The sequence below is a fragment of the Mesorhizobium sp. INR15 genome, from assembly GCF_015500075.1.
In the GTDB taxonomy this organism is placed as follows: domain Bacteria; phylum Pseudomonadota; class Alphaproteobacteria; order Rhizobiales; family Rhizobiaceae; genus Mesorhizobium.
Genome location: NZ_CP045496.1, coordinates 5029931 through 5052558 on the forward strand (window position 1 = coordinate 5029931; position 22628 = coordinate 5052558).

Sequence of the window (22628 nt, forward strand, 5' to 3'; positions counted from 1 at the left end):
AAACCGGTGTCCATAAACACGTGCCATAGGCCGACAGGCAAGCCGGAGGCAGCGCCGAAATGAGAAAACCCGCCAGGGTCATCCATGGCGGGTTTCCAATCATGCCGGGCTTTGCGCTACAGCGCGGGTCGGCCTTGCGTGGCCCGCGCCTGCACGACTGAGCCAGCCAGCGCCTCCTGGGGTAGCCGAAGCGCGGACGCAATACGGCGCAGCTTCGACGGATCGGCGGATCGGCCACTCTCAATGTCCTCGATCTCATCGATCGACAGACCGCATGTCAGGGAAAGCTCCTCCACACTGTATCCCCGGGATACCCGGATCGCTCTGAGGGCGTTGTGACCCTGCACAAGGTCACTGGCAACCAGTTCCGGGACGGGCTCGTCTTTTGCACTGTGGGGCATTGGCAACTCCGTTGGCTGAAAGAGTTAGATGAAAATGGATGTTGCCTGAGATGGGCCAGAACATGCCCGCTCGCCACCATTTTGCCAAGCGCCAAAGGGGCCGTCACGGGATCGTGAACCACGTGGATCGGCAGCGATTTCCGAGGCTTGCCGATCAAGTTCTTTTGAACGCCATTCCGCCGCATTGCCCCGTGGTTTTGATGCGCCATTTCGTTGTCTCCGATGCCGTCAACGCCAAACCGGTGACGATGGCGCCCCATTTCCCCAGAGAGGATCGATGCGATGAAATTGCGGACTGTCATGATCGTGTTCGGCACGATTTCCGGCCTTGGCGTTGCAGCCACGAGTGCCCAGGCGACCGACCCGGTACGCGTGCGCGGGATCGTCGCCAGTTCCGATGCGTCCCAGCTGACGGTAAAGAACCGCCAGGGCGGCACGGATACAATCAAGCTGGCCGCTGGCTGGAAAATATCCGGGGTCGCCAGCGCGTCCATAAAGGATATTAAGCAAGGTGACTTCCTCGGCATCGCCTCCGTCTCGAAAGCGGATGGCGGCAGTGGTGCGCTCGAGGTGGTGGTCTTTCCCGCCGCCCTGAAAGGTGCTGGCGAGGGTGATCGGCCTTGGGACCTGCAGCCCAACAGCCGGATGACCAACGGCACCGTCGCCGACGTGACCAATGTCGACGGCCGGGCGGTTACGCTGACCTACGACAACGGACAGACGAAGAAGATATCAATACCCGACAACACACCTGTCGTGACTTTCGCACCGGCCACTTCGACCGATCTCAAACCAGGCGCAACGGTCTTCGTGATCGCTCAGCGCGACGGTGACGGCACGCTAAGCGCCAGCCGCGTCGTCGTCGGCAACAACGGTGTCGTTCCGCCAATGTAGTGGCCGTGGGATCCCGGGAAATGATGGCAATGGACCAGAAAACAGCCGCCGGATGGCGGCTGTCGGAGAAATGAGAGGACCGGATTTCAGAACGGTGTTGCCGGCAATTCCTGCGTGCCCTCGATCTTCACCGCCTGCAACTCGTTCGCATCATAGCCAAGAGCGTGCAGAATGGTCGGCGCGACCTGTGTCGTCTGTACCAGCGCCGGCACCGATCTCGGCGCGAGCGAAGGACCGCTGATCAGCAGAGCGACGCTTCGGTCGTTGATGTTGGCGCCGCCATGCTCGGCGATCTTTGATCCGGAGGTATAGACCACGCCTGGATTGACCGTTGCAATGAAATCCGGCGTACGGCTGTCGGTGGCCGGATCCTGATAGGCAAGCGCCAGAACACTCGGCGGCTGGATCTGGGCGATGCCCTCCGCCTTGCTCAATTTCTCGAGATAATCCTGCGCCGCGGCAAGGTTGCTGGTCCTGTCCTGCGGCTTGAGCCAGATCAGCGCGGCATCGTCGGCTATGTGGAAGGCGTAGCCGGGCGTCTTTGTGTACGGATCGTCGTCGAGCGCCTGGAAGGTCGCCGGATCGATCGGCGACTGGCCATGCTTCGAGGCGAGGATAACAAGGGTCGAGTCGGTGAGGTGGTTGTCCTTGAGGGCGGAGACCAGTTCACCGAGCGCGCCGTCAACATAGGCGAGCTGCTTGGCAAGGCCATTGTTCGGCGTACCGCTCGCATCCTTGTAGCCCCCGACGAGGCCGGCCTCGTCGCCAGGGCCGGCTTTCGGCAATTTCTGGCCGACGCTTACTGCCTGGAAGTTCATGCCAAAGAGTGTTGGGACCGGCGCCGGTTGCGAGCCCGTGCTGTCGAGGCCTTTGATTTCGTTTATGACCGCCTTGACCCGCGCCTGGTCAAAATCGCGCTCTGCCTTGAAGCTGCCTGTCGTCTTCACCTTAGTGCCCGGAATCAGACTGTCCTGTTCCAAGGCATAGAGATCGTCGACGCCTTTGCCGGAAGGCCCGTTGAGCCATTCATAGGCCGGGTGCTTGTCAGACCATGCGGTACGACCGCCATGAGCCTTCACAATCTCGAAGACGTTGTTCACACGCACGAAGTCGTGCGGATAGACGGCCGAGCATTTGCCGCCAATCAATGTCATCGGCAATTTCGCGGGGTCTATCTGGCTATGGAAATCACCCGGCTTGCCACCGCCATCAAGGCGGGTCGCATCGACGTCGATATTCTCGGCGAAAGCCACCTCCGCGCCCGGCATTCCCTTGCAATCCGAACCCGGCTCGAAATAGGTGCGGTCGTAGCTGTCGTCATAGAAGACGCCGGTCGACATGGGCGTGCCCCCGGTCACCTGCGCCACAAGCCCGGGAAAGGAGTCGGACGGCGTGCCGGTGAATGCGTTGGGGTAGAAGATCCCGCTATGGGCAAGCGCGGCGAGCGAGCTTGCCGGATTTGCGGCGACATAATTCGCCAGGTCGAGTGCATGCAGGCCGTCGACGCTGACAAGCAGCACGTGCTTGTAAGGCGCGGCGAGCGCGTCGGAAGTCGACAACGCGGCGAGCGAAACCGCCGCAAGCGCGCTCGCTGTCAGTGCTGATTTGAACCTTGTCATTGAGTGTCCCTCATCTCGCAGCCCCGCGATCAATCGAGGATAGGCACCTCGATGTGACAGGTTCATGAAACTCGCCGCGGGTGATTACGAGGACTCCATCGTCCAATTCGTTGAGCGTGCCATGCCTCGGCCGCCCAACTATCTCTCCTCGCGAGAGTTACATTTCATTCTTGGTTCACGTCGAGTTTAGCATCCGAAAAATGATTTGAATCAATTAGATGGGTCTGTTTATTGGGCTTGGCACCGAGGCGACGCGGCGCGATCAAGGATCATGGATGCGAGCTTGTCCGCCGCTGCAATGGGACCGGTTTGCCCGGCGCGGCGCGATTCTCAGAAACAGTCCAGAAACAAAATTCTACAATCGGGAAATACTGACGAAAAAATTCGAGAGCGTAATCGCATTCGCGGCGATCAGGCTATCGGCCTGATTTAGATCAGCCGGCGAAAAAAGGAAACGATCCATGAAAAAGTCCCTCCTCTCGGCCCTCGGCCTTGCTGTTGCACTTGCTTTCACGGTGCCGGTCGTCGGTGCAACCAGCGCGGACGCAGCTCCGATGCACATGAAGAAGCATCACCGCCACCATCATCGTCACCACCACCACCATCATCATCATCACCACATGAAGATGATGAAGAAGGCATAACATACAGACTGCCAGCGAGAAGACCGGCTTTGGCTTCTTGTGCGAGGCCGGTCTTCTCCTGGTCTGCTCGGCCCGAACGTGCCGCCAGGCAGTTCGTGAATAGGTTCGTCAGCGGCGGCTGAAAAGCAGGCTGGCGGCGAGACCAACAACCACGAGGCCCACGGCAGCGGCCGTGGCGGGGTGATCACGGGCGGATTTCTCAATCACCCTGCCCTGTTTGCGGATCGCGGGCATTGCATCGCGCAGACGCACGGCAAGGTCCGAGTACGTATCCAGCGCGGCGTCACGGCCATCTTCATAGTAAGCACCGCCCCGCTTGGACACCGCCTTTTTCAAAGCCGCCAATTCCCTTGAGAGAGCAGTGATCTGCTTGTCCAGGTCGATGTCGGACAGGGTCGAGAATGATGCCATGATAGGTTTCCTTGCTTTGCAGAAGGAAACGTAACGCATCACAGCTGGCCGGGTTCCAGCCCTGTCGACGTAAAGCCGCCTTGTGCGGCTGTCAGCGCACCTGATCGAGCAGGCGCTTGCACTCCAGAAGGTCGAACAAGGCTTCCTGCAACAGCGCACGATTGTCTCGCGACAGCTTCGACACGTCAGGCGTGACAGGACCTTCCTCGTCGGTCTTGCCCAGGCCGAAGAAGCGGCGGCTGGGTTTTACCCTGGGTTGGCCAACCAATTCGTCGTCCATCCCGCGCGGCTGGGCACCTGGTGTCAGAGGCACCGCATCGGCCTGCTTGCGTTGCGAAATCGCTTCCACGGCGGCCATGTCGCCATTGCCGATAGCAACCAGGAAATGGTTGCCATTCTCACGCAGCAGCTTCTGCACACCCTTGATCGTGTAGCCCTGATCGTAAAGCATGTGGCGGATGCCTTTGATCAGTTCGACATCCTGCGGCCGATAATAACGGCGGCCGCCGCCGCGCTTCATCGGTTTGATCTGGTTGAAACGGGTTTCCCAGAAACGCAGCACGTGCTGTGGCAAGTCGAGATCTTCGGCGACCTCGCTGATGGTGCGGAAAGCGTCGGGGCTCTTGTCCATGGGCGAATCCTCACGCTGGACGATGATCCGGCCTATCTTGCCGAATCGCAGTTCATTTCAGCGGTTTGTGGCGCAACATTCAAGCCCGGCACAATGGTGGAGCCGGTTTTCAACCAGACAATGGGACGAGCCTACTTGCTTCCCTTGGTCTTGCTGCTCTGATGCGAGCGCAAGATGCGGCTCTTCAGAACGTTCGATGACTTGAAGGTCATCACCCGGCGCGGCAGGATCGGCACTTCTTCGCCGGTCTTGGGATTGCGTCCGATGCGTTCGTTCTTGGAACGGACGTGGAACGTCGCGAAAGACGACAATTTCACGGTCTCGCCACGCACGATCGCTTCGCAGATTTCGTCAAGGACGGCCTCGACGAGTTCAGCCGATTCAGTGCGTGACAGTCCTACCTTGCGGTAAACTGCTTCGGCAAGGTCGGCGCGCGTAAGTGTCTTTCCCCCCATGCGACCGTCCCATCAGCTCAAAACATAAAATCGATACAACAACGGTAGAGCCTAAGTAATTGATCCGGCAAGGTCAAGGACCGAAACCGGACCGTTCGGCTCTTACCAGCGAACGAGAACAGCGCCCCAGGTGAAGCCGCCGCCCATGGCTTCCAGCAACACCAGATCGCCCTTTTTGATGCGACCGTCGGCGACGGCCACCGAAAGCGCCAGCGGCACGGAAGCTGCCGAGGTGTTACCGTGCAAATCGACCGTAACCACCACCTTTTGCTCGGCAATCCCGAGCTTCTTGGCGGAAGCGTCAATAATCCGTTTATTGGCCTGGTGCGGCACGAACCAGTCAAGGTCGGCAGCGGTAATGCCGGCCTGGGAGAATGTCCCCTCGATGACGTCGGTGATCATGCCGACCGCATGCTTGAACACCTCGCGGCCCTCCATGCGGAGATGGCCGACCGTGCCAGTGGTCGAAGGACCGCCATCGACAAAAAGCTTGTCCTTGTGGGCGCCGTCGGAGCGCAGGCTGGCCGCCAGCACACCATGGTCAGCGATGCCGCCGGTTCCCTCGCCAGCTTCCAGCACCAGAGCGCCGGCGCCATCGCCGAACAGAACGCAGGTCGAGCGGTCGCTCCAGTCGAGAATGCGCGAAAACGTTTCCGCCCCGATCACCAGCACGCGCTTGGCCAAGCCACCACGGATATAGAGATCGGCGGTCGTTACCGCATAGACGAAGCCGGTGCATACCGCCTGCATGTCGAAGGCAAAGCCATGATGCATGCCAAGCCGGTTCTGGATCTCGACGGCGGTCGCCGGGAAGGTGTTGTTGGGCGTCGAGGTCGCCAACACGATCAGATCGATGTCCGCGGGCGTCAGTCCCGCATTGTCCAGCGCTGCGCGGGCGGCAGCCTCTCCCAACGAAGCCGTCGTCTCGTCATCGCCGGCGATATGGCGCTGGCGGATGCCGGTGCGCTGGGCGATCCACTCGTCGGAGGTCTCGACCATGCCTTCGAAATCGGCATTCTTCATGATGCGGCGGGGCAGCGCGGCGCCTGTGCCGCGCACGACTGATCTGATCAAAGCGCTTTCCTATTCCTTTGCGTCGCTAACGACGTCGGATTTCCTCGATGTCTGGGCATGCGGATTGCGCGCATGAAACAGGTCCAGGTCGGCTTCGATACGGTCCAGCAGATTGTTGCGCACCATATCGTAGCCAAGCTCGATCGCCGCCGCGAAGCCGTCCGAATCGGCACCGCCATGGCTCTTTACCACTATGCCGTTCAACCCCAGGAAGACGCCGCCATTGGAGCGGCCGACATCCATCTTTTCGCGCAAGCGATCAAATGCACCCTTGGCGAAGATATAGCCGATCCTGGCCATCAGTGTCCGGCCCATCGCGGCACGCAGATAACCGGCGATCTGCCGGACGGTGCCTTCCGCCGTTTTCAGCGCGATGTTGCCGGCAAAACCTTCCGTGACGACAACGTCAACCACGCCCTTGCCGATGTCGTCACCTTCAACGAAACCGTGATAATTCATCGAGGCCATGTTGGCTTCGCGCAGCATGCGCCCGGCTTCCTTGACCTCTTCCTGGCCCTTGATCTCCTCGACTCCGACATTGAGCAGTCCGACGCTGGGCCGAGCGACGCCAAAAACCGAGCGCGCCATGCCCGTGCCGAGAATGGCAAAGTCGATCAGCTGATGCGCGTCGGCACCGATGGTTGCGCCGACATCCAGCACCACGCTTTCGCCGCGCATGGTCGGCCAAAGAGCTGCGATTGCCGGCCGGTCGATGGTCGCCATGGTGCGCAGGCAGAATTTCGACATCGCCATCAGCGCACCGGTGTTGCCGGCCGAGATACAGGCGTCGGCCGTGCCCGACTTAACCGCTTCAACCGCTTTCCACATCGACGACTTCCAGCGGCCATGGCGCAGCGCCTGGCTCGGCTTGTCGTCCATCCTCACCGATATTTCGCAGTGGAAGAACTCGCTGACATCGGCCAGCTTGGGGAATTTGGCCAATTCCGGGCGGACCACCTCTTCGCGCCCATAAATGACGAAGCGAATGTCGGGGCGCCGTGTGGCGACCGTCATGAGCGCCGGGATGACCACGCTTGGTCCGTGATCGCCGCCCATGGCATCGATAGAAATCCTGATCACTCGATATTCATCTCACGGTTTGCACGGCCGGGCGCGGTTCGCTTTAGCGACCGCGAAGGTTCGGCGAAAATAGCGGTTTTGGGCTGACGCACAACCGACTTTTCCGTCGCGGCGGAGCTTTTCAGGATTTTCCCAGCAAGGATCGCAGCTTTTGCTGAAATTCGTTCTCCGCCGGCTCATTGTCGGTGCCGGCTTGCAGCGACACGCCCTGCTTGCGAGGATAAGGGTCGATCGCCAAGCCGAAGAATTGTTCGGCCAGCGCCCCGACATCGATCTTGTCGCCGGAAAAAGTCTCTGGACTGTCCGGCCCATCAGCATCCAGCATGATTTCTCCGGCGCTATCGAAACCTTCCCGGCCGAATTTTGAGTCCTCCGGCAGGAACAGGGCTTCGACCGCCTCGTCGACATGGGCCTGCACAGGCTCAAGCGTGACGATGCAGGCCTGGGTGATATCGGCTTCGACACGGCCGGTGATCTTGAGGCCGTTGCGCTTCCACGGCGCTACCAGGATTTCCGCGCGATAGTTCTCGACCGAAAGCAAATCATGCTCCCTGGCGAGCTCCGTGCGTTGCGCCTCGTCGGCGATGATAACCACCGGCAAGCCTTTGTGCGGCAAGCGGGCAACATTGGCGACGAAGGACACCGGGCTATGCGGTTCTTCATGTTTCATGACAGCTGCCTCCTTTAATTCGCGGCCGACGGGAACGTCACCGTGCCGGAAACGATCGATTCGGATGGCTGCGCGGCCAGGTGCCTGTCGGCATCGACAACGTAGAGCGCCAGCCGTGCGGCTTGCGGCCAAGCGCCCGCATCTGGCCTGACATTGCGGGTAAGGGCCGCAGTAAGCCCGTCAATGTCTTTTCTTTCCAGCGCGTCATCATAGGCGGCTGTGCGCCCATAGAACATTTTCGCCAGCTTTTTCATACGCTTGGGCACACCAACGTCGCCGATTCCCAATTCCCGCAGCGAATGGTCGACATCAAGGAAGAACTCGTCGATCAGCACTTGCGCGATCTCTTGCGCCGCGCCGCCCTCGCCGCGCAACCGGTGCTGGAAAAGGAACATATGAAGCGACAGCATCTCGAAACGGCCAAGCGGCGTATCCGGCACATTCCAGTCGGAATAAAATACGGTCTGCCGCGCCGCCGCCACGATTTGTGCGTAAAGCGCCTCGGTGATAGCGCGGTTGGCGTGGCGTTCGCGGCCAAAAAGGCGCTGAAACATTGGGGATGGTCTCCCGGGGACCGTTTGTTGAATTGGCCTTGTTGCATCGGCAAGCAAGCTGGTTTACCGGTTTTGCGGCCCAGCGCAAGTTGCGGCCAGCTAATGGAGTTGTTGTTGCGCGCGCTGAATTTCAAGTCGACCTTCTCGTCCAGGCCCGCCGGCGCAATCTCGCTGCTTGTCGTCATTTCGGCATTGTCCGCCTGCCACACCTCCAAGATGATCGGAGACCTCAACCCGAGCGAGACCTTCACGCAGGGCTACGTCATCGACCAGCAGTCCATCGACCTTGTGCCGGTTGGCTCGAGCCGCGAGCAAGTGCTTCTGGCGCTCGGCACGCCGTCGACGACGGCGACCTTCGACAACGAAGCTTTCTATTACATTTCGCAGACGCGTAAGCGCTACGTCGCCTTCGACAAGCCAAGGCTTATCGACCAGAAGGTGCTGGCGGTTTACTTCGGCGCGGATGGCCGCGTCACCCAGATTGCCAACTACGGCTTGAAGGATGGCAAGGTGTTCGACTTCATCTCGCGTACCACGCCGACCGGCGGCAAGGACCAGAACTTCCTCAGCCAGGTCATCAACGGCGCCAGCAAGCTGGCGCCCGGCATTCCTGGCGGCGGCGCCTAATTTCTTTCGGCTTCACCCGAAGCCCCATCATCTCAGGCGACCAAAAACCCGTGGGAGCGATCCCACGGGTTTTTGTTTTTGGCTGTTTATGCCTGGACGCTGCTTGCCGACATCGGCTCGATCATCCGTCCAGGGTTCGAATGCGCCGGAACGGAACCACCGCACACCCGGCAAGCCCGGCTACTCCATGTGGAAGCGCATGGCGCCGACGCGCCGGTCGGCTGAACGCTGGACCACCCAGTGCATGTGGTAACGCCCCATGGGCAAGCGGTAGCGCCGGCTGTACGCGGCGCCATCGCCGGCATGGTCGATGAGTTCCAGCGGCGCGGTGGCGAGGTCCGCTTCCGCCTCCCCCAGCGCCTGCTCGAACCAGTTGCGGCTCCAGTCGGACCAGGCCTTGTCGCTGAAGGCATCGCGCGGAGCCTGGCGGGCGACGATGGCCCGCAGCAGATCGTCATCGCGCCGCGTCGCGTCGGGATCGGTCTCGGCGATGGGTTGGTAGGCCGCCACGGCCGGCTCGACGAGCCCGGCGATCTCTTGTCCAATGCGCGCAACCTGCGCCTGTTCAACATTGGCAAGCACGGCGACCGACAATCCTTGCGACGGGAACCGCATGAACTCCGCGCGAAACCCGTCCCAGGTGCCGCCATGGCGGATCTTGCGATGGCCGCGCACCTCGGAATTCTGCCAGCCGAGCGCGTAGCCGTTGAAGGCCTCGCGGCCATCGCTCATCAGCGCGGGCTCGACCATGAGTTCGACGCTGGCCGGACTGAATAATCGGGGGTTGTCCAGCTCCAGAAACCAGTGAGCGATGTCGCGTGGCGAGAAATAGAGCCCGCCATCGCCGGTCCTGAACAGCGTCGGCGCCGTCCATTGCCGGTTGTGCAGGCGATTGTCGCGAAAGCTGTGGCCCGCGGCGCGATTCGGCACGATGTCGAACCACGACGCGTCGCGCGCCGTTGCCATGCCGATGGGCTGGAACAGGCGATCACGCAGGAATTCATAGTAGGGCTTGCCACAGATACGGGCGACAATGAAACCGGCCAACACGTAGCTGATGTTGCTGTAGGCATAGCTCTCGCCAGGCCCGAACAGCGGCGGCGAGAGCGCCGCAAGCGCGATCAATTGTTCGTCGCTATGGTCCTGCCACTGGTTGAGCGGCACGACGTTGTCACGAATGGGCGTCGGCGCGAAGCTCTCGCCGAAATTGCCGAGGCCGCTCATCATCGACAGAAGCTGACGAATGGTGATGCCGTCCCAGCTTGCCGGCCCTTCGGGGATGTGGCGCTTCAACGGGTGATCGAGCCCGATGCGCCCATCCTGGACCAGCAACAGTACGGCGGCGGCGGTGAACATCTTGCCGGTCGATCCAGAATGGAAGATCGTGTCAGGCGTCGCACGCGCCTTATGCTCGACATTGGCCAGGCCGTAGCCGCCGACATGCAGAATGCTGCCATTCCGCACGATGGCCAAGCCGAGGCCAGGTATGGCATGCGTGTCCATCTCCGATACCAGGTATTGCTCCAGCGAGGCTTCCAGACTGGTGGTGGATTTCGCACTCATCGAATATCTCCATTGCGTCGAACTGGCAGGCCCCGCGGACGGCGCCGGATCTGCTCGGCGCGGCTGCGACGTTGATTTCTAGGAAAGTCGCCAGAGCGCGCCGTCCAGGTTGGCCCCATGGCCTGGTCGACCGCCCGCGCGGATTGAGCGCAACGGGCTAAGATCGGCGCGCGCTCTATCCGCCTATTTCACGATCATATCGACCATGGTGAGGGGCATTCGCAGCCGGTCCGGCAGGCTTAGCCTCGTGCTGTTGAATGCCAGTGTTTGGGCCGGTTCATGGATTGGAACGCCAAGGAAATTGGCCAGCAGGTTTTCGTGATACTTCTTGAAGTTCGCGACGCGCTCCTCCCATGTGGCGGAACCATGCATGGCGCGCTCGTTCAGTTCCTCGGACTTGGCGTCGTCCCACGACGACAGGTTCCAGCCATCCATGAACTTGGCGCTGAAGAAACTGTCGAGAATGTCGGCATTGGTCCATGAATAGGGTTCGATGACCAGTTCGCGGTCCTTCTTCTTGAACTCCGCGCGGTACGTGCCTTCATCGAAAATGGTGATGTCGGCAGCCATGCCGACTGCCTTGAGTTGGGCCTGGATGATCTCGGCCATGCGCCGGTATTCGGTATCGGCCCGAGCCCACAGCTTCACTTTCATCGGTTTGCCGTCCTTGACACGGATGCCATCGCCGCCAGGCGCCCATCCGGCCTCGTCGAGGAGCTTTCCGGCCTTGGCGGCATCGTGGTGGATCTCGACAGTGGGATCGACCTTCGCTTCCGCCAGCGTACCAACGAGAAACTGGTGCGCTTCCTTCCCGGCTCCGCCATATACGCTCTTCAGGATCGCCCCCTGATCGATGGCCAGCGCCGTCGCCTGGCGCACGCGCATGTCGGAGAAGATCGGAATTCGGGTATTCATGGCAACAAAAGTCACGCCGTAGCTCGGCAGCTCGCGGAACTCGATTTCGGGCTGCGCCTTGAGTTGCGGCAGGAAATCGGTGGGAATGTCGAGCAACAAGTCGACGCCACCGGTCTTCAGCTCCAGAAAGGCAGTCGAAGCGTCCGGGATTTCGCGCATCGTCAGCCGGTTGATGTTTGGGGTGCCACCGGTCAGATCGCTGCTCCAGGCATAGTCCCCGTTGGCCACCAGAACTGTCTCCTGGCTGACGACGAAGCTTTCGAGCTTGTAGGGGCCGGTGCCGACAGCCTCGATGACGCCGTAGCCGCCATCGCCCGCCGCGTCATAGGATTTGGGCGAAGGGACGCCCATGTTCACCGAGGCCAGATTGTAGATCAGATTGGGCTCTGGCCGCTTCATGAGGAACCGCACCGTATGGTCGTCGACGACCTCGACATGGTCGATCGCGCTGGTCATGTACTCGTTCTCGGTGCCTGCGAATTTGGGGATCCACCAGGCGATCGTCGCGGCGTTGAACGGTTCGCCGTCATGGAACGTCACGCCCTGGCGCAGTTTGAAGGTCCAGGTCAGGCCGTCCTGACTGGTCTCCCAGTATTGCGCCAGATGCGGATGATAGGATTGATCGCCGGGGTCCTGCTCGACAAGCCGGTCGTAGATGAGTGCGGATGCCATGTTGAGCGATACCGAACGGATCGGATCGTAGTTCGCCGAGCCCGACTCCTGCCGGCCCAGCACGATGACTGCCTCACCTTCCGACGCATGGGCGGCTGATGACAGACCGCCGCCCATGCAGAGCGAAAGCAAGGATGTGGAAATTAGAAAATCACGTCTATTCATATCGGAGTCCTCCCGAGACCTCGTTGGTGTTTTTCGTTGGCTAGATGGCGAATCGCCAGCACGCATTCGGTGCGCATGGTCTCTTCCGAAAACCGGTCGCTACTTTTCGGGATCATGCTTTAGCGCCGTGGATGCCGACCGGCATGGCCGACGAAATCGCCGTAGAGTTCCGACATCCGGTCGAGGCGTGACTCGACGTCTGGTCCGAGTTCGCCGATAATCCCGTTGAGCATCAGATGGACGAGCGACAGCATCGGCGTGTTCGTGTCCCAGAACAGATTGATCTCCGACGGCAGCGCAAAGACCTCGCTGGCGCATTCATGTCCCCAGTCGCAGAACAGGTCGGTCACAAGCGTCACCGGCAGGCCGGCATCGCGGGCCCGGCGCGCCAGTATCGGGGCCTGGCGGGAATAGCGGCGGGCATCGAACAGCACGAGCGCCGCGTTCCGCGAGCCCAGAAGCACCTCGCCGAAACTGCCGGATGAATGGTCGACCAGATGGACGCCGTCGCGCACATATTGCAGCAGATGCGCCATTGTAGCAGCGATGCCGCGTTCGCTCTGGAAGCCGCCAATGAAGACCCGCTCGGCTGCCGCCAGGCGCTTGATCACGGCCTTCATCGCCGGGGTCTGGGCCAGTTCGTAGACGCGCACGATCGTCGCGAGTTCCAGTTCCAGGCTTTTGCTGGGGCCGACGTCGTTTTCCCGGCTGCGGACCTGGAACTCGCGGAGCCTGTCGCCGATCAGCCACGGGGTGTCGCCGATGTCGGCTTTCAGATCGGCCTTGAGATCCTTGAAATGCTGGTAGCCGATGGACCGGCAGAAGCGCCCCACCGTCAGTTCGCTGACGCCAACCTTTTCGGCGACCGTCACGGCGGTCTCGAACGGCAATTCGTTGAGGTTGGCCAGCATATAGGCCGCGATCGCGCGACCGGCGCCGGCGCCGCCCTGCAGGCTGTCCGTCAATCTCTGACGTGCGGTTCCGTTCGACATCGTTCCTCCCAGGGCAAATTCGTGACAGTTTTCTGATATTGAGTCAATAATGATATTTTTCTGACGCACACCTGCCCTTGATGGGAGAGCGGTTCTTTTCGCGAAAGGGCGCAACCGCGCCGTGCTAGTTTTGTCGGCTGTTTTTGTCGGCAAGCAGCTTGTCAGCGCCTGTCCGGCTTCCTATCAGTCGTCACGACTTGCGTGGGGGCCAATCGATGAACGACGACCGCAAACCACCTGAAGGCTGGATGGCGGTTGGAACGCCTGACAGGCAAACCGTCACGCCCGACTGGATGGCGATCGATTCGCCGCCAATCGACGGAGTAAAGATCAAGGAAATCAAACCGGTCGCGACCTCCAACGGCTATCTGACCGAGATTTTTCGCGATGAATGGGAACTCGATTCCTCACCGGTCGGCCAAGTGTTTCAGCGCACCCTCTATCCAGGTGCCGTGACAGGCTGGCATGCGCATGCCGTGACCCTGGATCGGCTTTTCTGCTGCATCGGCAGTATCCGCGTTTCGCTCTATGACGGGCGCAAGGCTTCGCCCAGCTTCGGTACGGTCTGGCACAAGATCCTCGGCCCGTCGCGCCCGGCAATCGTCATCATCCCGCCTGGCGTATGGCACGGCGTTATCGCACTCGGGCCGGAGACCGCGCTGCTGCTCAATCTTGTCGACAAGGCGTATGCCTACGATGCGCCCGATCATTGGCGCCTGCCGCCAGACACGGACCATATTCCTCATAAGCTGGTGTAGCGTGAGGCGATCCAGGCACCTTGATCCAACCGACCAAAGCGAACCGCTCGTCTCGGTCGTGATCGCGACCCACAACCGGCCAGCTGCTTTGCGACAGACGCTGAGGAGCGTGGTTGGTCAGACGCTGCAGGATTGGGAAATCCTGGTGATCGGCGACGCCTGCCGGCCGGATACGGCGGCGGTCATCGCCGAATTTGCCGATCCGCGTATCGGCTACATCGACCTGCCCGTCAATTTCGGCGAGCAATCCGGCCCCAACAACATCGGCCTCGCGAGGGCGCGCGGCCGGTTTGTTGCCTTGCTCAATCATGACGATCTCTGGTTTCCCGACCACCTCGCGGCGATGACCGGCTGGATCGATGCGACAGGCGCCGATGTCGTGATCGCGCGAGGCGCTATTGTCCAACCCCGACCGGTCCAAGGCGATCCCGACAAGAACCTGATCTATGGGGTTGGCAAAGACGGCTTCTACGATCCTGTTATCACCGCTGGTTATGGATCGGCACAAATGGTCCGGCGGACGTCTCTCAGCTGGCTCGGCCCCTGGCGCCCCGCCCGCGAGTGCTTCTGCGAAAGTTCGCAGGATTGGCTCTTTCGGGCATGGCGAAAAGGGGCCGTGATCACGACCATGCCTCACCTGAGCGTGCTCAGCCTGTTTTCCGGCATGCGCAAAGGCAGCTATTTCGAAAATACGGCGCCAGAGCAGGAGGAACTCGTCAACGGCATGCAAATGCCGGACGCCCTGCGCGTGAAGGTTCTCGCCATGGCTGAGGCGCCACGTCCTCTTAAAAAATCCACCTATTTGAAACGCAGGCTTCTGGCCGCTTGCGGCATCCATCCGAGAGCCAGGGAGTTTCGCCGCGAATACGGACGCGGCGCCTTTGTCACCAGGTTGCGAGAGATACGCGGCCTGCCGCCTCTTTCAGCGCTTGAGCCGGGCCTGGATGAAATGCTCGACCTCTATCGAAAGCGGAATGACCAGGCTGAGGCCGAGAAGAACTGAACGGGATGGTTTTGGCCTCAAACAAAAAACCCGCGGGATCGCTCCCGCGGGCTTTTTTTCGGGCAACCGCCAAGCTTAGCCGTGAGCGAGCACGGCGAGCAGCAGCAGGGCGACGATGTTGGTGATCTTGATCGCCGGATTGACGGCCGGACCGGCGGTGTCCTTGTAGGGATCGCCGACGGTGTCGCCGGTCACCGATGCCTTGTGAGCATCGGACCCCTTCAGGTGCTTGACGCCATCCTTGTCGACAAAGCCGTCCTCGAAGGACTTCTTGGCGTTGTCCCAGGCGCCGCCGCCCGAGGTCATCGAGATGGCGACGAAAAGGCCATTGACGATGACGCCAAGCAACGAAGCACCGAGCGCTGCGAAGGCCGAGGCCTTCGAGCCGGAGATGAGCAGCACGCCGAAATAAACGACGAGCGGCGCCAGCACCGGCAGCAGCGACGGGATGATCATTTCGCGGATTGCCGCCTTGGTCAGCAGGTCGACGGCGCGCGCGTAGTTCGGCTTGGATGTACCGGCCATGATGCCCGGATCCTCGCGGAACTGCTTGCGCACTTCCTCGACGATGGCGCCCGCGGCACGGCCGACGGCCGTCATGGCGATACCACCGAACAGGTAGGGGATGAGACCGCCGAAGATCAGGCCGGCGACGACGTAGGGGTTGGAGAGATCGAAGGAGACCTCGCCCATGCCGCTGAAGTAGGGGTACTTGTCGCCGTTGGCGGCAAAGAACTTCAGGTCGTTCGAATAGGCGGCAAACAGCACCAGTGCGCCGAGACCCGCCGATCCAATGGCATAGCCCTTGGTCACCGCCTTGGTGGTGTTGCCAACCGCGTCGAGCGCGTCGGTCGAGTGACGCACTTCCTTGGGCAGACCAGCCATTTCGGCAATGCCGCCGGCATTGTCGGTGACCGGGCCGAAGGCGTCGAGCGCGACGATCATGCCGGCAAGGCCGAGCATGGTGGTGACCGCGATCGCCGTGCCAAAAAGACCAGCGAGCTGGTAGGTCGAAATGATGCCGCCGACGATGACGATTGCCGGAAGCGCCGTCGATTCCAGCGACACCGCAAGGCCCTGGATGACGTTGGTGCCGTGACCGGTGACCGACGCCTGGGCGATGGAGTTCACCGGGCGCTTGTTGGTGCCGGTGTAGTATTCGGTGATGACGACGATGAGACCCGTCACCACGAGGCCGAGCAGGCCGCAGATGAACAGGTTCTTGCCGGTGATCGACATGCCGGCAACGACGCCGATTTCACCCCAGCCAACAGTCGCCGACGTGGCGACACCGAGACCGACAATCGAGAGCAGTCCGGTGACGATCAGGCCCTTGTAGAGCGCGCCCATGATCGAGCCATTAGAGCCGAGCTTGACGAAGAAGGTGCCGACGATCGAGGTGATGATGCAAGCGCCGCAGATGGCCAGCGGGTAGAGCATGACCGAGCCGAGAACGGCGGAGCCGCCGAAGAAGATAGCGCCGAGAACCATGGTGGCAACGACCGTCACCGCATAGGTCTCGAACAAGTCCGCGGCCATGCCGGCGCAGTCGCCGACATTGTCACCGACGTTATCGGCGATGGTGGCCGGGTTGCGCGGATCATCTTCCGGGATACCGGCCTCCACCTTGCCGACCAGATCGCCGCCGACATCCGCACCCTTGGTGAAGATGCCGCCGCCGAGACGGGCGAAGATCGAGATCAGCGAGGCACCGAAGCCGAGCGAGACCAGCGAATCAATGACGATGCGGTCGTTGGGCGCGAGACCCATGAAATGTGTAAGGACAAGATAGTAGATGGAGACGCCGAGCAGCGCGAGACCAGCGACCAGCATGCCGGTGATGGCGCCTGACTTGAAGGCGATGTCGAGGCCGGCGGCGAGGCTGTTCGAAGCGGCCTGCGCGGTACGCACATTGGCGCGCACCGAGACATGCATGCCGATGAAGCCGGCGGCGCCAGACAGCACGGCGCCGATCAGGAAGCCGATCGCGGCGGTGATCGACAGCAGCCACCAAGCGAGTATCAGCACGACCACGCCGACAATGGCGATGGTGGTGTACTGGCGTGCCAGGTAGGCTTGCGCGCCTTCGCGGATGGCGGCGGAGATTTCCTGCATGCGTGCATTGCCCTGGTCGGACGCAAGGACCGACCGAGTCGCCCAGATGGCGTAAAGGACAGAAAGCAAGCCGCAGGCGATGACGGCGTATAGTATTGTCATTGCCGGATTTTCCTCGATTGATGGCCCAAAAGAACCCCTCCCTGGGCCGTTGAGACAAAGACCGGGCTCCGCACAGGGAATCCGCCTCTTCGCTGGCTGTATGCGAAACAGGGGTACGAACGTCAAGATATTGTTCGGTTTTTGCCCGGCTTTCGCCATGATGCTTTCATGCAAACCGATTGAATTGCGCTCAAGTCAGAGCGTGTCCTGGATAGAAGGGCTTGCCGTCGCCCAGAAAGCGCTGACGCTCGGCGTCCAGCCACTGCGCAACCTGCGCGTCCGTCGGAGCCGCCAGATCAGGTGGAGAGCCTCTGAACATTACCGTGCTGGCGAACCGGGACGCCTTGAACAGCCTGGGGTTAGAGTGTTCGCCACGCTTGCCTATGTAGCGTGCATGGCAGGCGAAGTTGGATATGCGAACCGCGCCACGCTCGGCACAGGCTATCCAGCGGGCAGCATCCTGGCTGGTAACGGGGTTCTTCCAGCCGCGGCCTGCATAGAAAGCCCTGATCGCGTGGCTGTCGCGTCTGGAATAGTCGCAGCCATCGACCAGCTCGAGATACTTCTTGCGAAAAGGTCGTTCCGCCAGCCAGGTACGTCGGGTGAGCGCGGCGCCCCAGTTCTCATGCATCGCGATGAGGTCATGTGCCCGCTGCCGCTGGACGCGCTGACTGGCCCAAAGATCACCATAAGCCGCGACATAGGCGATACGCGGGTCTTGCTCGGCGAGATCGAGAAGCTGTCCGATCGTGCCCAGGTAATTGGGAGAAAGTACCAGATCGTCCTCAAGGAAGAGGCCCTTCCCTGCCTGCAAATCCTCGAACACATGACGTTCGGCGCGTTCGTAGTTCAGCGCGATACCAAGATTTTCCGGCGCCTCGATCACCTCTCCCCATGGGATAGTTCGGTGAAAGGTGGCGACGCACTGCCCAATTCGTTCGTTGTTGCCCTTCTGGCGCTTGCTCCAGCGGTTCCAGCCACCATCCTGAAACAACACCACCTTGTCTGCCTCGGTGATCTGCGGGCGAAGGCTTTTTAGAACCTGGCGAAGGTAGCCAGGTCGATCGAACGACAGGATGGCAATCGGAAAGCCGGCCGGCCGCACTGGATGTTCCCCAGGGGAGCGCCAAAACCTGCGACTGAGGCCTGACGCCAGTTCATATTCTTGCCTATTTGCTGTTGCTCGCCGCTCCGCGTTCACCTTTGTTGAATAGTCGATGGGATTTTCGTGACAAGGCTCAAGAGCACCCAACGGGCCGTTGGAAACGCCTTGCCCACAGCCAAACGCACGCAGAGGGCTACTCCACCTCCCGCCCCATGCGCCGCGCCGCGTAGCGCTCGACTGCCGACAGGCCGTCATAGATCAGCACGGCTAGCGCGGCGACGATCAGGCCGCCCTGCAGGATAAAGGCGAGATTGTTAGACAGCAGGCCGGCAATGATAATCTCGCCCAGCGTCTTGGCGGCCACCGTCGAGCCGATGGTGGCCGTGGCGAGGCTGATGACCACCGACAAGCGGATGCCGCCGAGGATGATGGGGGCGCTGAGCGGCAGTTCAACCTTGATCAGCCTTTGCCAGCCGGTCATGCCGGCGCCGCGCGCGGCCTCGACGACATTGGCCGGCAGGGTGGTCAGCCCCGTCAGCGCGTTCTCGAAGATTGGCAGCAGACCGTAGAGAAACAGCGCGATCAGCGTCGGCTTCTCGCCAAAGCCGACGGCTGGCACGGCAAGGGCGAGCACCGCCACCGGCGGAAAAGTCTGACCGATGTTGACCAGGCTGCGCGACAGCGGCAGGAATTCAGCACCGACCGGCCGCGTCACCAGGATCGCCAACCCGACCGCTACGATGATCGCAGCCAAGGTCGCGACGAAGACAATCCTCAGATGCAGCAGGGTCAGCGTCAGCAGGCTGCCCTGATTGTAGATCGCCGGCGCATTGTTCTCGGTCAGCGGCTTCAGCAGCGGTTCAAACCAGCCGGGATTGGTGACGAAGGCAACCAGCAGCACGACCAGGGCAAGGCGCAACAGCGCCGGCAGCCAGGCTTTCATGCTGGCCTCGCCGCGCGTTTCACCAACCCGTCGACGGTGACGCGGCCGATCGGCTTGCCGTCAGTGCCGTTCACCGGCAACGCCGGCCGGCCTGACCAAAGCAGTTCGGCTAGAGCATCACGCTGGCTGGCATCACCAGGGATCGCATCGCCTTCGGCTGTACCCTTTTCCACGGCGTCGCGTACCCGACCGAGTGAGAGCAACCTGAATGGCCGCTCGCTGGCGCCGACGAGGGTTTCGACAAAAGTGCTGGCCGGATTCGCCAGGATCTCGGCAGGCCTGGCGTATTGCACCAGCTTGCCGGCATCCATCACAGCGATCTTGTCGCCCATGTGAACCGCCTCTTCCATGTCATGGGTGACCAGGATGATGGTGGTGCCGAAGCGCTTCTGGATCGCCAGCAGATCCTCCTGCGCCTTGGTGCGGATGATCGGATCAAGCGCGCCGAACGGCTCGTCCATCAAAAGCACATTGGGTTCGGCGGCGAGCGCGCGTGCAACACCGACGCGCTGCTGCTGGCCGCCGGAAAGCTCATGCGGATAGCGCGGTCCATAAGCCTCGGGATCGAGCTGATAGAGCGTCATCAGCTCGTTCACGCGGGCCTTGATCCGTGCGGCATCCCAACCGAGCAGTGCCGGCACCGTGGCGATGTTCTGCGCCACCGTGCGGTGCGGGAACAGGCCGTGGCCCTGGATGGCATAGCCGATGCTGCGGCGCAGCTCGTAGCCGGGCACCGAACGGTTGTCGGCGCCATCCAGCTTGATAACGCCCGAGGTCGGCTCGACCAGTCGGTTGATCATGCGCAGCAGCGTCGTCTTGCCGGAGCCGGACGTGCCGACGATGACGGCGATGGTGCGCGGCTCGATGACCATCGACACGTTGTCGACCACGGTCGTCGCGTCGTAGCGCTTGGTAATGCCTTCGATCTCGATCATGCGGCCTCACGTCGCTTGGTAGAGCTCATTTCGATTACAGCATCGAGGATGATGGCGGCGGCAAATGCCAGCGCCACGGTCGGCACGGCGCCGAGCAGAACCAGATCCATCGCGGTCTGGCCAACGCCCTGGAAGACGAACACGCCGAAACCACCACCACCGATCAGCGCCGCGATGGTGGCAAGGCCGATGTTCTGCACCAGCACGATGCGGATGCCGGTGAGGATGACCGGAAAGGCCAGCGGAAACTCCACGCCGAACAGGCGCTGCCGGTCAGTCATGCCCATGCCGCGTGCCGCGTCGTTGGCCGCGCGCGGCACACCGGCAAGGCCAACGACGGTGTTGGCCACCACCGGCAGCAGTGAATAGAGGAACAGCGCCACGAAAGCCGGCGCGGTGCCGATGCCACGAATGCCGAGTGCGGCGGCGCCCGGCACATGCGTGGCGACCCAGCCGAGCGGCGCGATCAGCAGGCCGAAAAGCGCGATCGAAGGAATGGTCTGGATGATGTTGAGCACATTGAGAACGCCGGCCCGCAGGCTCTCGACACGGTGACAGAGGATGCCGAGCGGCAGGCCGACGATTACCGCCGCTGCCAGCGAGCCGAGCGCCAGCGTCACATGCTTGGAGCCTTCGGCCCAGAAACTGTCGGCACGGTTGGCATATTCCTTGAGGATCGACAGGTCGTTCCAGCTTCCCGACATCAGGAGAACACCGATCGCGGCGGCGGCAACGATCAGTACGCCGACCCGGGCCAAGGGCGACAGGTTCAGCCGCGTCAGCACGTCGGCCAGAAGCAGCGTGAAGGCAAAGATGAGGACCCAGAAACCGGAGGCCGGCGAAATTCGGGCGAATGTGTTGCCAGCAGGCGTCAGGAAGGTGCCGGCGACGCCAATCAGCAGTGCCAGCGCGACAAGTGCCACGACGCTGGCGGCAAGGCGCACCACGAGCGGTGTCTTGAACAGCGCGATGAGCGCGGCACCGACGACAATGGCGAGCAGCAGAAGTCCGGATGTTGGCGGCAGCGCTTCGAGGATCGAGCGCGCCTGGCCGGGAACGATGCGGTTGGCGCGAAACGTGGCAAAGGGCGCTATGAGCGCAGCATAGGCCGCGATCGCGGCGATGACCACGCCGAGCTTGTCAAACCGGATTTGCACGCCCTCCCCCGTCAGCCGATCCGGCGCGCCACGAACGCAGCGCGCCGGGATCTTCCTATTTCAGGAAGCCGTTCTTCTTCAGGAAGTCCTCGGCAACGCCTTTGACCGGTTCGCCGCCAACCTGCACACGGCCGTTCAGCTCCTGCAGCGTGACAAGGTCAAGCTTGGCGAAGACCGGCTTCAGCAGCGTCTCGATCTCCGGGTGCTCCTTCAACACTGACTCGCGGATGATCGGCGCCGGCTGGTAGACCGGCTGCACGCCCTTGTCGTCATCAAGCACGACTAGGCCGGACGGTGCGATGCCGCCATCAGTTCCGTAGACCATGGCAGCGTTGGCGCCGCTGGTCTGGTTGGCCGCAGCGCCGATGGTAGCAGCTGTATCGCCGCCTGAAAGCGTGATCAGCTGCTCGGGCTTGAGTTTGAAGCCGTAGGTGGTCTGGAAGGCTGGCAGGGCCGCGGCCGAATTCACGAACTCAGCCGAGGCAGCCAACACGATCTGACCGCCGCCAGCGACGTATTTGCCGAAGTCGGAAAGCGTCGCGAGCTTGTTGGTTTCAGCGACTTCCTTGCGCAGCGCGATCGCCCAGGTGTTGTTGGCCGGCGACGGCGACAGCCAGACGATCTTGTTGGCGTCGTAATCAAGCTTCTTGGCCGCCTCATAGGCCTTGGCCGCATCCTTCCACACCGGATCGTCGGCCTTCTCGAAGAAGAAGGCGGCGTTGCCGGTATATTCCGGATAGATGTCGATCTCGCCTGCGGTGATCGCCTTGCGCACCACCGGTGTACCGCCGAGCTGGATGCGGTCGGTGGTCTTGATGTTGTTGGCGTTGAGCACCAGCTGGATGATGTTGCCAAGCACCCCGCCCTCGGTGTCGATCTTCGAGGACACCACGACCTGGGCGTTGGCCGAAGCGATGGCCAGGCCAAGCGCAAGCGCGGCGCCGGCCATGAGTTTGATGGAACGCATTGTGAAATTCCCTTGCTGTGAACCGAAGACCGGTTGGGGCGCATATGATCACGGCTTCAACGCCCCGTCGGGGCACACGGTTTCATAAGATGTGGGACCAGCGCAATAATTTTGTTCGATCGCAGCCAAAACAACGCGGTCTGTCCCGACGGCGTCGTGTCAGCTGTTGCATAGCG

The 22628-nt window shown here is 61.6% G+C and carries 23 protein-coding genes; 5 read left to right on the forward strand and 18 right to left on the reverse strand.

Annotation, left to right across the window (positions count from 1 at the left end; genetic code table 11):
• Positions 1 to 116 precede the first annotated feature (116 nt).
• Complete coding sequence (locus tag GA829_RS37615) at positions 117 to 296, reverse strand: hypothetical protein (RefSeq protein ID WP_374940366.1); 180 nt, start codon at positions 294 to 296, stop codon at positions 117 to 119.
• 387 nt (positions 297 to 683) lie between these two features.
• Here GA829_RS37615 and GA829_RS24605 point away from each other — a divergent pair, with 387 nt between their 5' ends.
• The gene (locus GA829_RS24605; protein ID WP_195175188.1) at positions 684 to 1295 is read left to right on the forward strand and encodes a hypothetical protein; all 612 of its coding nucleotides are present in this window, start codon (positions 684 to 686) and stop codon (positions 1293 to 1295) included.
• Positions 1296 to 1381: 86 nt separating this feature from the next.
• Here GA829_RS24605 and GA829_RS24610 read toward each other — a convergent pair whose 3' ends face one another.
• Complete coding sequence (locus tag GA829_RS24610) at positions 1382 to 2914, reverse strand: alkaline phosphatase family protein (RefSeq protein WP_195175189.1); 1533 nt, start codon at positions 2912 to 2914, stop codon at positions 1382 to 1384.
• Positions 2915 to 3375: 461 nt separating this feature from the next.
• Here GA829_RS24610 and GA829_RS24615 point away from each other — a divergent pair, with 461 nt between their 5' ends.
• Positions 3376 to 3558, forward strand: a complete 183-nt coding sequence (locus GA829_RS24615; protein ID WP_195179902.1) for a hypothetical protein — start codon at positions 3376 to 3378, stop codon at positions 3556 to 3558.
• Positions 3559 to 3666: 108 nt separating this feature from the next.
• Here the strand turns inward: GA829_RS24615 and GA829_RS24620 are convergent, their stop codons facing one another.
• The 7 genes from GA829_RS24620 to GA829_RS24650 all read right to left on the reverse strand — a co-directional run bounded on the left by GA829_RS24620 (position 3667) and on the right by GA829_RS24650 (position 8433).
• Positions 3667 to 3969, reverse strand: a complete 303-nt coding sequence (locus GA829_RS24620; RefSeq protein ID WP_195175190.1) for a hypothetical protein — start codon at positions 3967 to 3969, stop codon at positions 3667 to 3669.
• Between the two features lie 91 nt (positions 3970 to 4060).
• Positions 4061 to 4600, reverse strand: coding sequence for a MerR family transcriptional regulator (locus GA829_RS24625; RefSeq protein ID WP_195175191.1), 540 nt, complete (start codon positions 4598 to 4600; stop codon positions 4061 to 4063).
• A 131-nt stretch (positions 4601 to 4731) separates the two neighbouring features.
• A complete protein-coding gene (locus tag GA829_RS24630; RefSeq protein ID WP_195175192.1) occupies positions 4732 to 5055 on the reverse strand; it encodes an integration host factor subunit alpha in 324 nt (107 codons plus the stop codon).
• Between the two features lie 102 nt (positions 5056 to 5157).
• Positions 5158 to 6129, reverse strand: coding sequence for a beta-ketoacyl-ACP synthase III (locus GA829_RS24635; protein ID WP_195175193.1), 972 nt, complete (start codon positions 6127 to 6129; stop codon positions 5158 to 5160).
• 9 nt (positions 6130 to 6138) lie between these two features.
• Positions 6139 to 7209, reverse strand: coding sequence for a phosphate acyltransferase PlsX (gene plsX, locus GA829_RS24640; RefSeq protein WP_195175194.1), 1071 nt, complete (start codon positions 7207 to 7209; stop codon positions 6139 to 6141).
• A gap of 121 nt (positions 7210 to 7330) precedes the next feature.
• Positions 7331 to 7879 carry a YceD family protein gene (locus GA829_RS24645; protein WP_195175195.1) on the reverse strand — a complete coding sequence of 183 codons (549 nt, stop codon included), beginning with the start codon at positions 7877 to 7879 and terminating at the stop codon, positions 7331 to 7333.
• Between the two features lie 14 nt (positions 7880 to 7893).
• On the reverse strand, positions 7894 to 8433 hold the full coding sequence (locus GA829_RS24650) for a ubiquinol-cytochrome C chaperone family protein (RefSeq protein ID WP_195175196.1): 540 nt from the start codon (positions 8431 to 8433) through the stop codon (positions 7894 to 7896).
• 114 nt (positions 8434 to 8547) lie between these two features.
• On the opposite strand from GA829_RS24650, the gene GA829_RS24655 reads away from it, so the two are divergent.
• Complete coding sequence (locus tag GA829_RS24655) at positions 8548 to 9060, forward strand: outer membrane protein assembly factor BamE (protein ID WP_195175197.1); 513 nt, start codon at positions 8548 to 8550, stop codon at positions 9058 to 9060.
• 180 nt (positions 9061 to 9240) lie between these two features.
• Here GA829_RS24655 and GA829_RS24660 read toward each other — a convergent pair whose 3' ends face one another.
• The 3 genes from GA829_RS24660 to GA829_RS24670 all read right to left on the reverse strand — a co-directional run bounded on the left by GA829_RS24660 (position 9241) and on the right by GA829_RS24670 (position 13367).
• Entirely contained in the window at positions 9241 to 10623 is a 1383-nt protein-coding gene (locus GA829_RS24660) for a serine hydrolase domain-containing protein (RefSeq protein WP_195175198.1), read from the reverse strand.
• A gap of 183 nt (positions 10624 to 10806) precedes the next feature.
• A complete protein-coding gene (locus GA829_RS24665; RefSeq protein WP_195175199.1) occupies positions 10807 to 12375 on the reverse strand; it encodes an ABC transporter substrate-binding protein in 1569 nt (522 codons plus the stop codon).
• 119 nt (positions 12376 to 12494) lie between these two features.
• Positions 12495 to 13367, reverse strand: a complete 873-nt coding sequence (locus GA829_RS24670; protein WP_195175200.1) for a MurR/RpiR family transcriptional regulator — start codon at positions 13365 to 13367, stop codon at positions 12495 to 12497.
• A gap of 215 nt (positions 13368 to 13582) precedes the next feature.
• On the opposite strand from GA829_RS24670, the gene GA829_RS24675 reads away from it, so the two are divergent.
• Positions 13583 to 14125: a dTDP-4-dehydrorhamnose 3,5-epimerase family protein gene (locus tag GA829_RS24675; RefSeq protein WP_258051894.1), complete on the forward strand. Its 543-nt coding sequence runs from the start codon at positions 13583 to 13585 to the stop codon at positions 14123 to 14125.
• 88 nt (positions 14126 to 14213) lie between these two features.
• Entirely contained in the window at positions 14214 to 15128 is a 915-nt protein-coding gene (locus GA829_RS24680) for a glycosyltransferase family 2 protein (protein ID WP_258051895.1), read from the forward strand.
• Between the two features lie 75 nt (positions 15129 to 15203).
• On the opposite strand, the gene GA829_RS24685 is transcribed toward GA829_RS24680, so the two are convergent.
• The 6 genes from GA829_RS24685 to osmF all read right to left on the reverse strand — a co-directional run bounded on the left by GA829_RS24685 (position 15204) and on the right by osmF (position 22452).
• Complete coding sequence (locus GA829_RS24685; protein WP_195175202.1) at positions 15204 to 17345, reverse strand: sodium-translocating pyrophosphatase; 2142 nt, start codon at positions 17343 to 17345, stop codon at positions 15204 to 15206.
• A gap of 190 nt (positions 17346 to 17535) precedes the next feature.
• Positions 17536 to 18450: a glycosyltransferase family protein gene (locus GA829_RS24690; RefSeq protein WP_195175203.1), complete on the reverse strand. Its 915-nt coding sequence runs from the start codon at positions 18448 to 18450 to the stop codon at positions 17536 to 17538.
• Between the two features lie 193 nt (positions 18451 to 18643).
• Positions 18644 to 19393: an ABC transporter permease gene (locus tag GA829_RS24695; protein WP_195175204.1), complete on the reverse strand. Its 750-nt coding sequence runs from the start codon at positions 19391 to 19393 to the stop codon at positions 18644 to 18646.
• Complete coding sequence (locus tag GA829_RS24700; protein WP_195175205.1) at positions 19390 to 20328, reverse strand: ABC transporter ATP-binding protein; 939 nt, start codon at positions 20326 to 20328, stop codon at positions 19390 to 19392. Before GA829_RS24700 ends, GA829_RS24695 begins: the two co-directional genes overlap by 4 nt.
• A complete protein-coding gene (locus GA829_RS24705) occupies positions 20325 to 21485 on the reverse strand; it encodes an ABC transporter permease (protein ID WP_195175206.1) in 1161 nt (386 codons plus the stop codon). The genes GA829_RS24700 and GA829_RS24705 overlap by 4 nt, the downstream gene beginning before the upstream one ends.
• A 55-nt stretch (positions 21486 to 21540) precedes the next feature.
• Positions 21541 to 22452 (reverse strand): glycine betaine ABC transporter substrate-binding protein OsmF, encoded by a 912-nt coding sequence (osmF, locus tag GA829_RS24710; RefSeq protein WP_195175207.1) that lies wholly within the window; start codon positions 22450 to 22452, stop codon positions 21541 to 21543.
• Between the last annotated feature and the right edge of the window lie 176 nt (positions 22453 to 22628).

Excerpts from the sequence above, each read along its gene's own strand:
- osmF (WP_195175207.1), bottom strand. The coding sequence starts at position 22,452 with ATGCGTTCCATCAAACTCATGGCCGGCGCCGCGCTTGCGCTTGGCCTG.
- GA829_RS24620 (WP_195175190.1), bottom strand. The coding sequence starts at position 3,969 with ATGGCATCATTCTCGACCCTGTCCGACATCGACCTGGACAAGCAGATC.
- GA829_RS24615 (WP_195179902.1), top strand. The coding sequence starts at position 3,376 with ATGAAAAAGTCCCTCCTCTCGGCCCTCGGCCTTGCTGTTGCACTTGCT.
- GA829_RS24665 (WP_195175199.1), bottom strand. The coding sequence starts at position 12,375 with ATGAATAGACGTGATTTTCTAATTTCCACATCCTTGCTTTCGCTCTGC.
- GA829_RS24650 (WP_195175196.1), bottom strand. The coding sequence starts at position 8,433 with ATGTTTCAGCGCCTTTTTGGCCGCGAACGCCACGCCAACCGCGCTATC.
- GA829_RS24670 (WP_195175200.1), bottom strand. The coding sequence starts at position 13,367 with ATGTCGAACGGAACCGCACGTCAGAGATTGACGGACAGCCTGCAGGGC.
- GA829_RS24695 (WP_195175204.1), bottom strand. The coding sequence starts at position 19,393 with ATGAAAGCCTGGCTGCCGGCGCTGTTGCGCCTTGCCCTGGTCGTGCTG.
- GA829_RS24675 (WP_258051894.1), top strand. The coding sequence starts at position 13,583 with ATGAACGACGACCGCAAACCACCTGAAGGCTGGATGGCGGTTGGAACG.
- GA829_RS24610 (WP_195175189.1), bottom strand. The coding sequence starts at position 2,914 with ATGACAAGGTTCAAATCAGCACTGACAGCGAGCGCGCTTGCGGCGGTT.
- GA829_RS24645 (WP_195175195.1), bottom strand. The coding sequence starts at position 7,879 with ATGAAACATGAAGAACCGCATAGCCCGGTGTCCTTCGTCGCCAATGTT.
- GA829_RS24660 (WP_195175198.1), bottom strand. The coding sequence starts at position 10,623 with ATGAGTGCGAAATCCACCACCAGTCTGGAAGCCTCGCTGGAGCAATAC.
- GA829_RS24685 (WP_195175202.1), bottom strand. The coding sequence starts at position 17,345 with ATGACAATACTATACGCCGTCATCGCCTGCGGCTTGCTTTCTGTCCTT.
- GA829_RS24605 (WP_195175188.1), top strand. The coding sequence starts at position 684 with ATGAAATTGCGGACTGTCATGATCGTGTTCGGCACGATTTCCGGCCTT.
- GA829_RS24700 (WP_195175205.1), bottom strand. The coding sequence starts at position 20,328 with ATGATCGAGATCGAAGGCATTACCAAGCGCTACGACGCGACGACCGTG.
- GA829_RS24625 (WP_195175191.1), bottom strand. The coding sequence starts at position 4,600 with ATGGACAAGAGCCCCGACGCTTTCCGCACCATCAGCGAGGTCGCCGAA.
- GA829_RS24630 (WP_195175192.1), bottom strand. The coding sequence starts at position 5,055 with ATGGGGGGAAAGACACTTACGCGCGCCGACCTTGCCGAAGCAGTTTAC.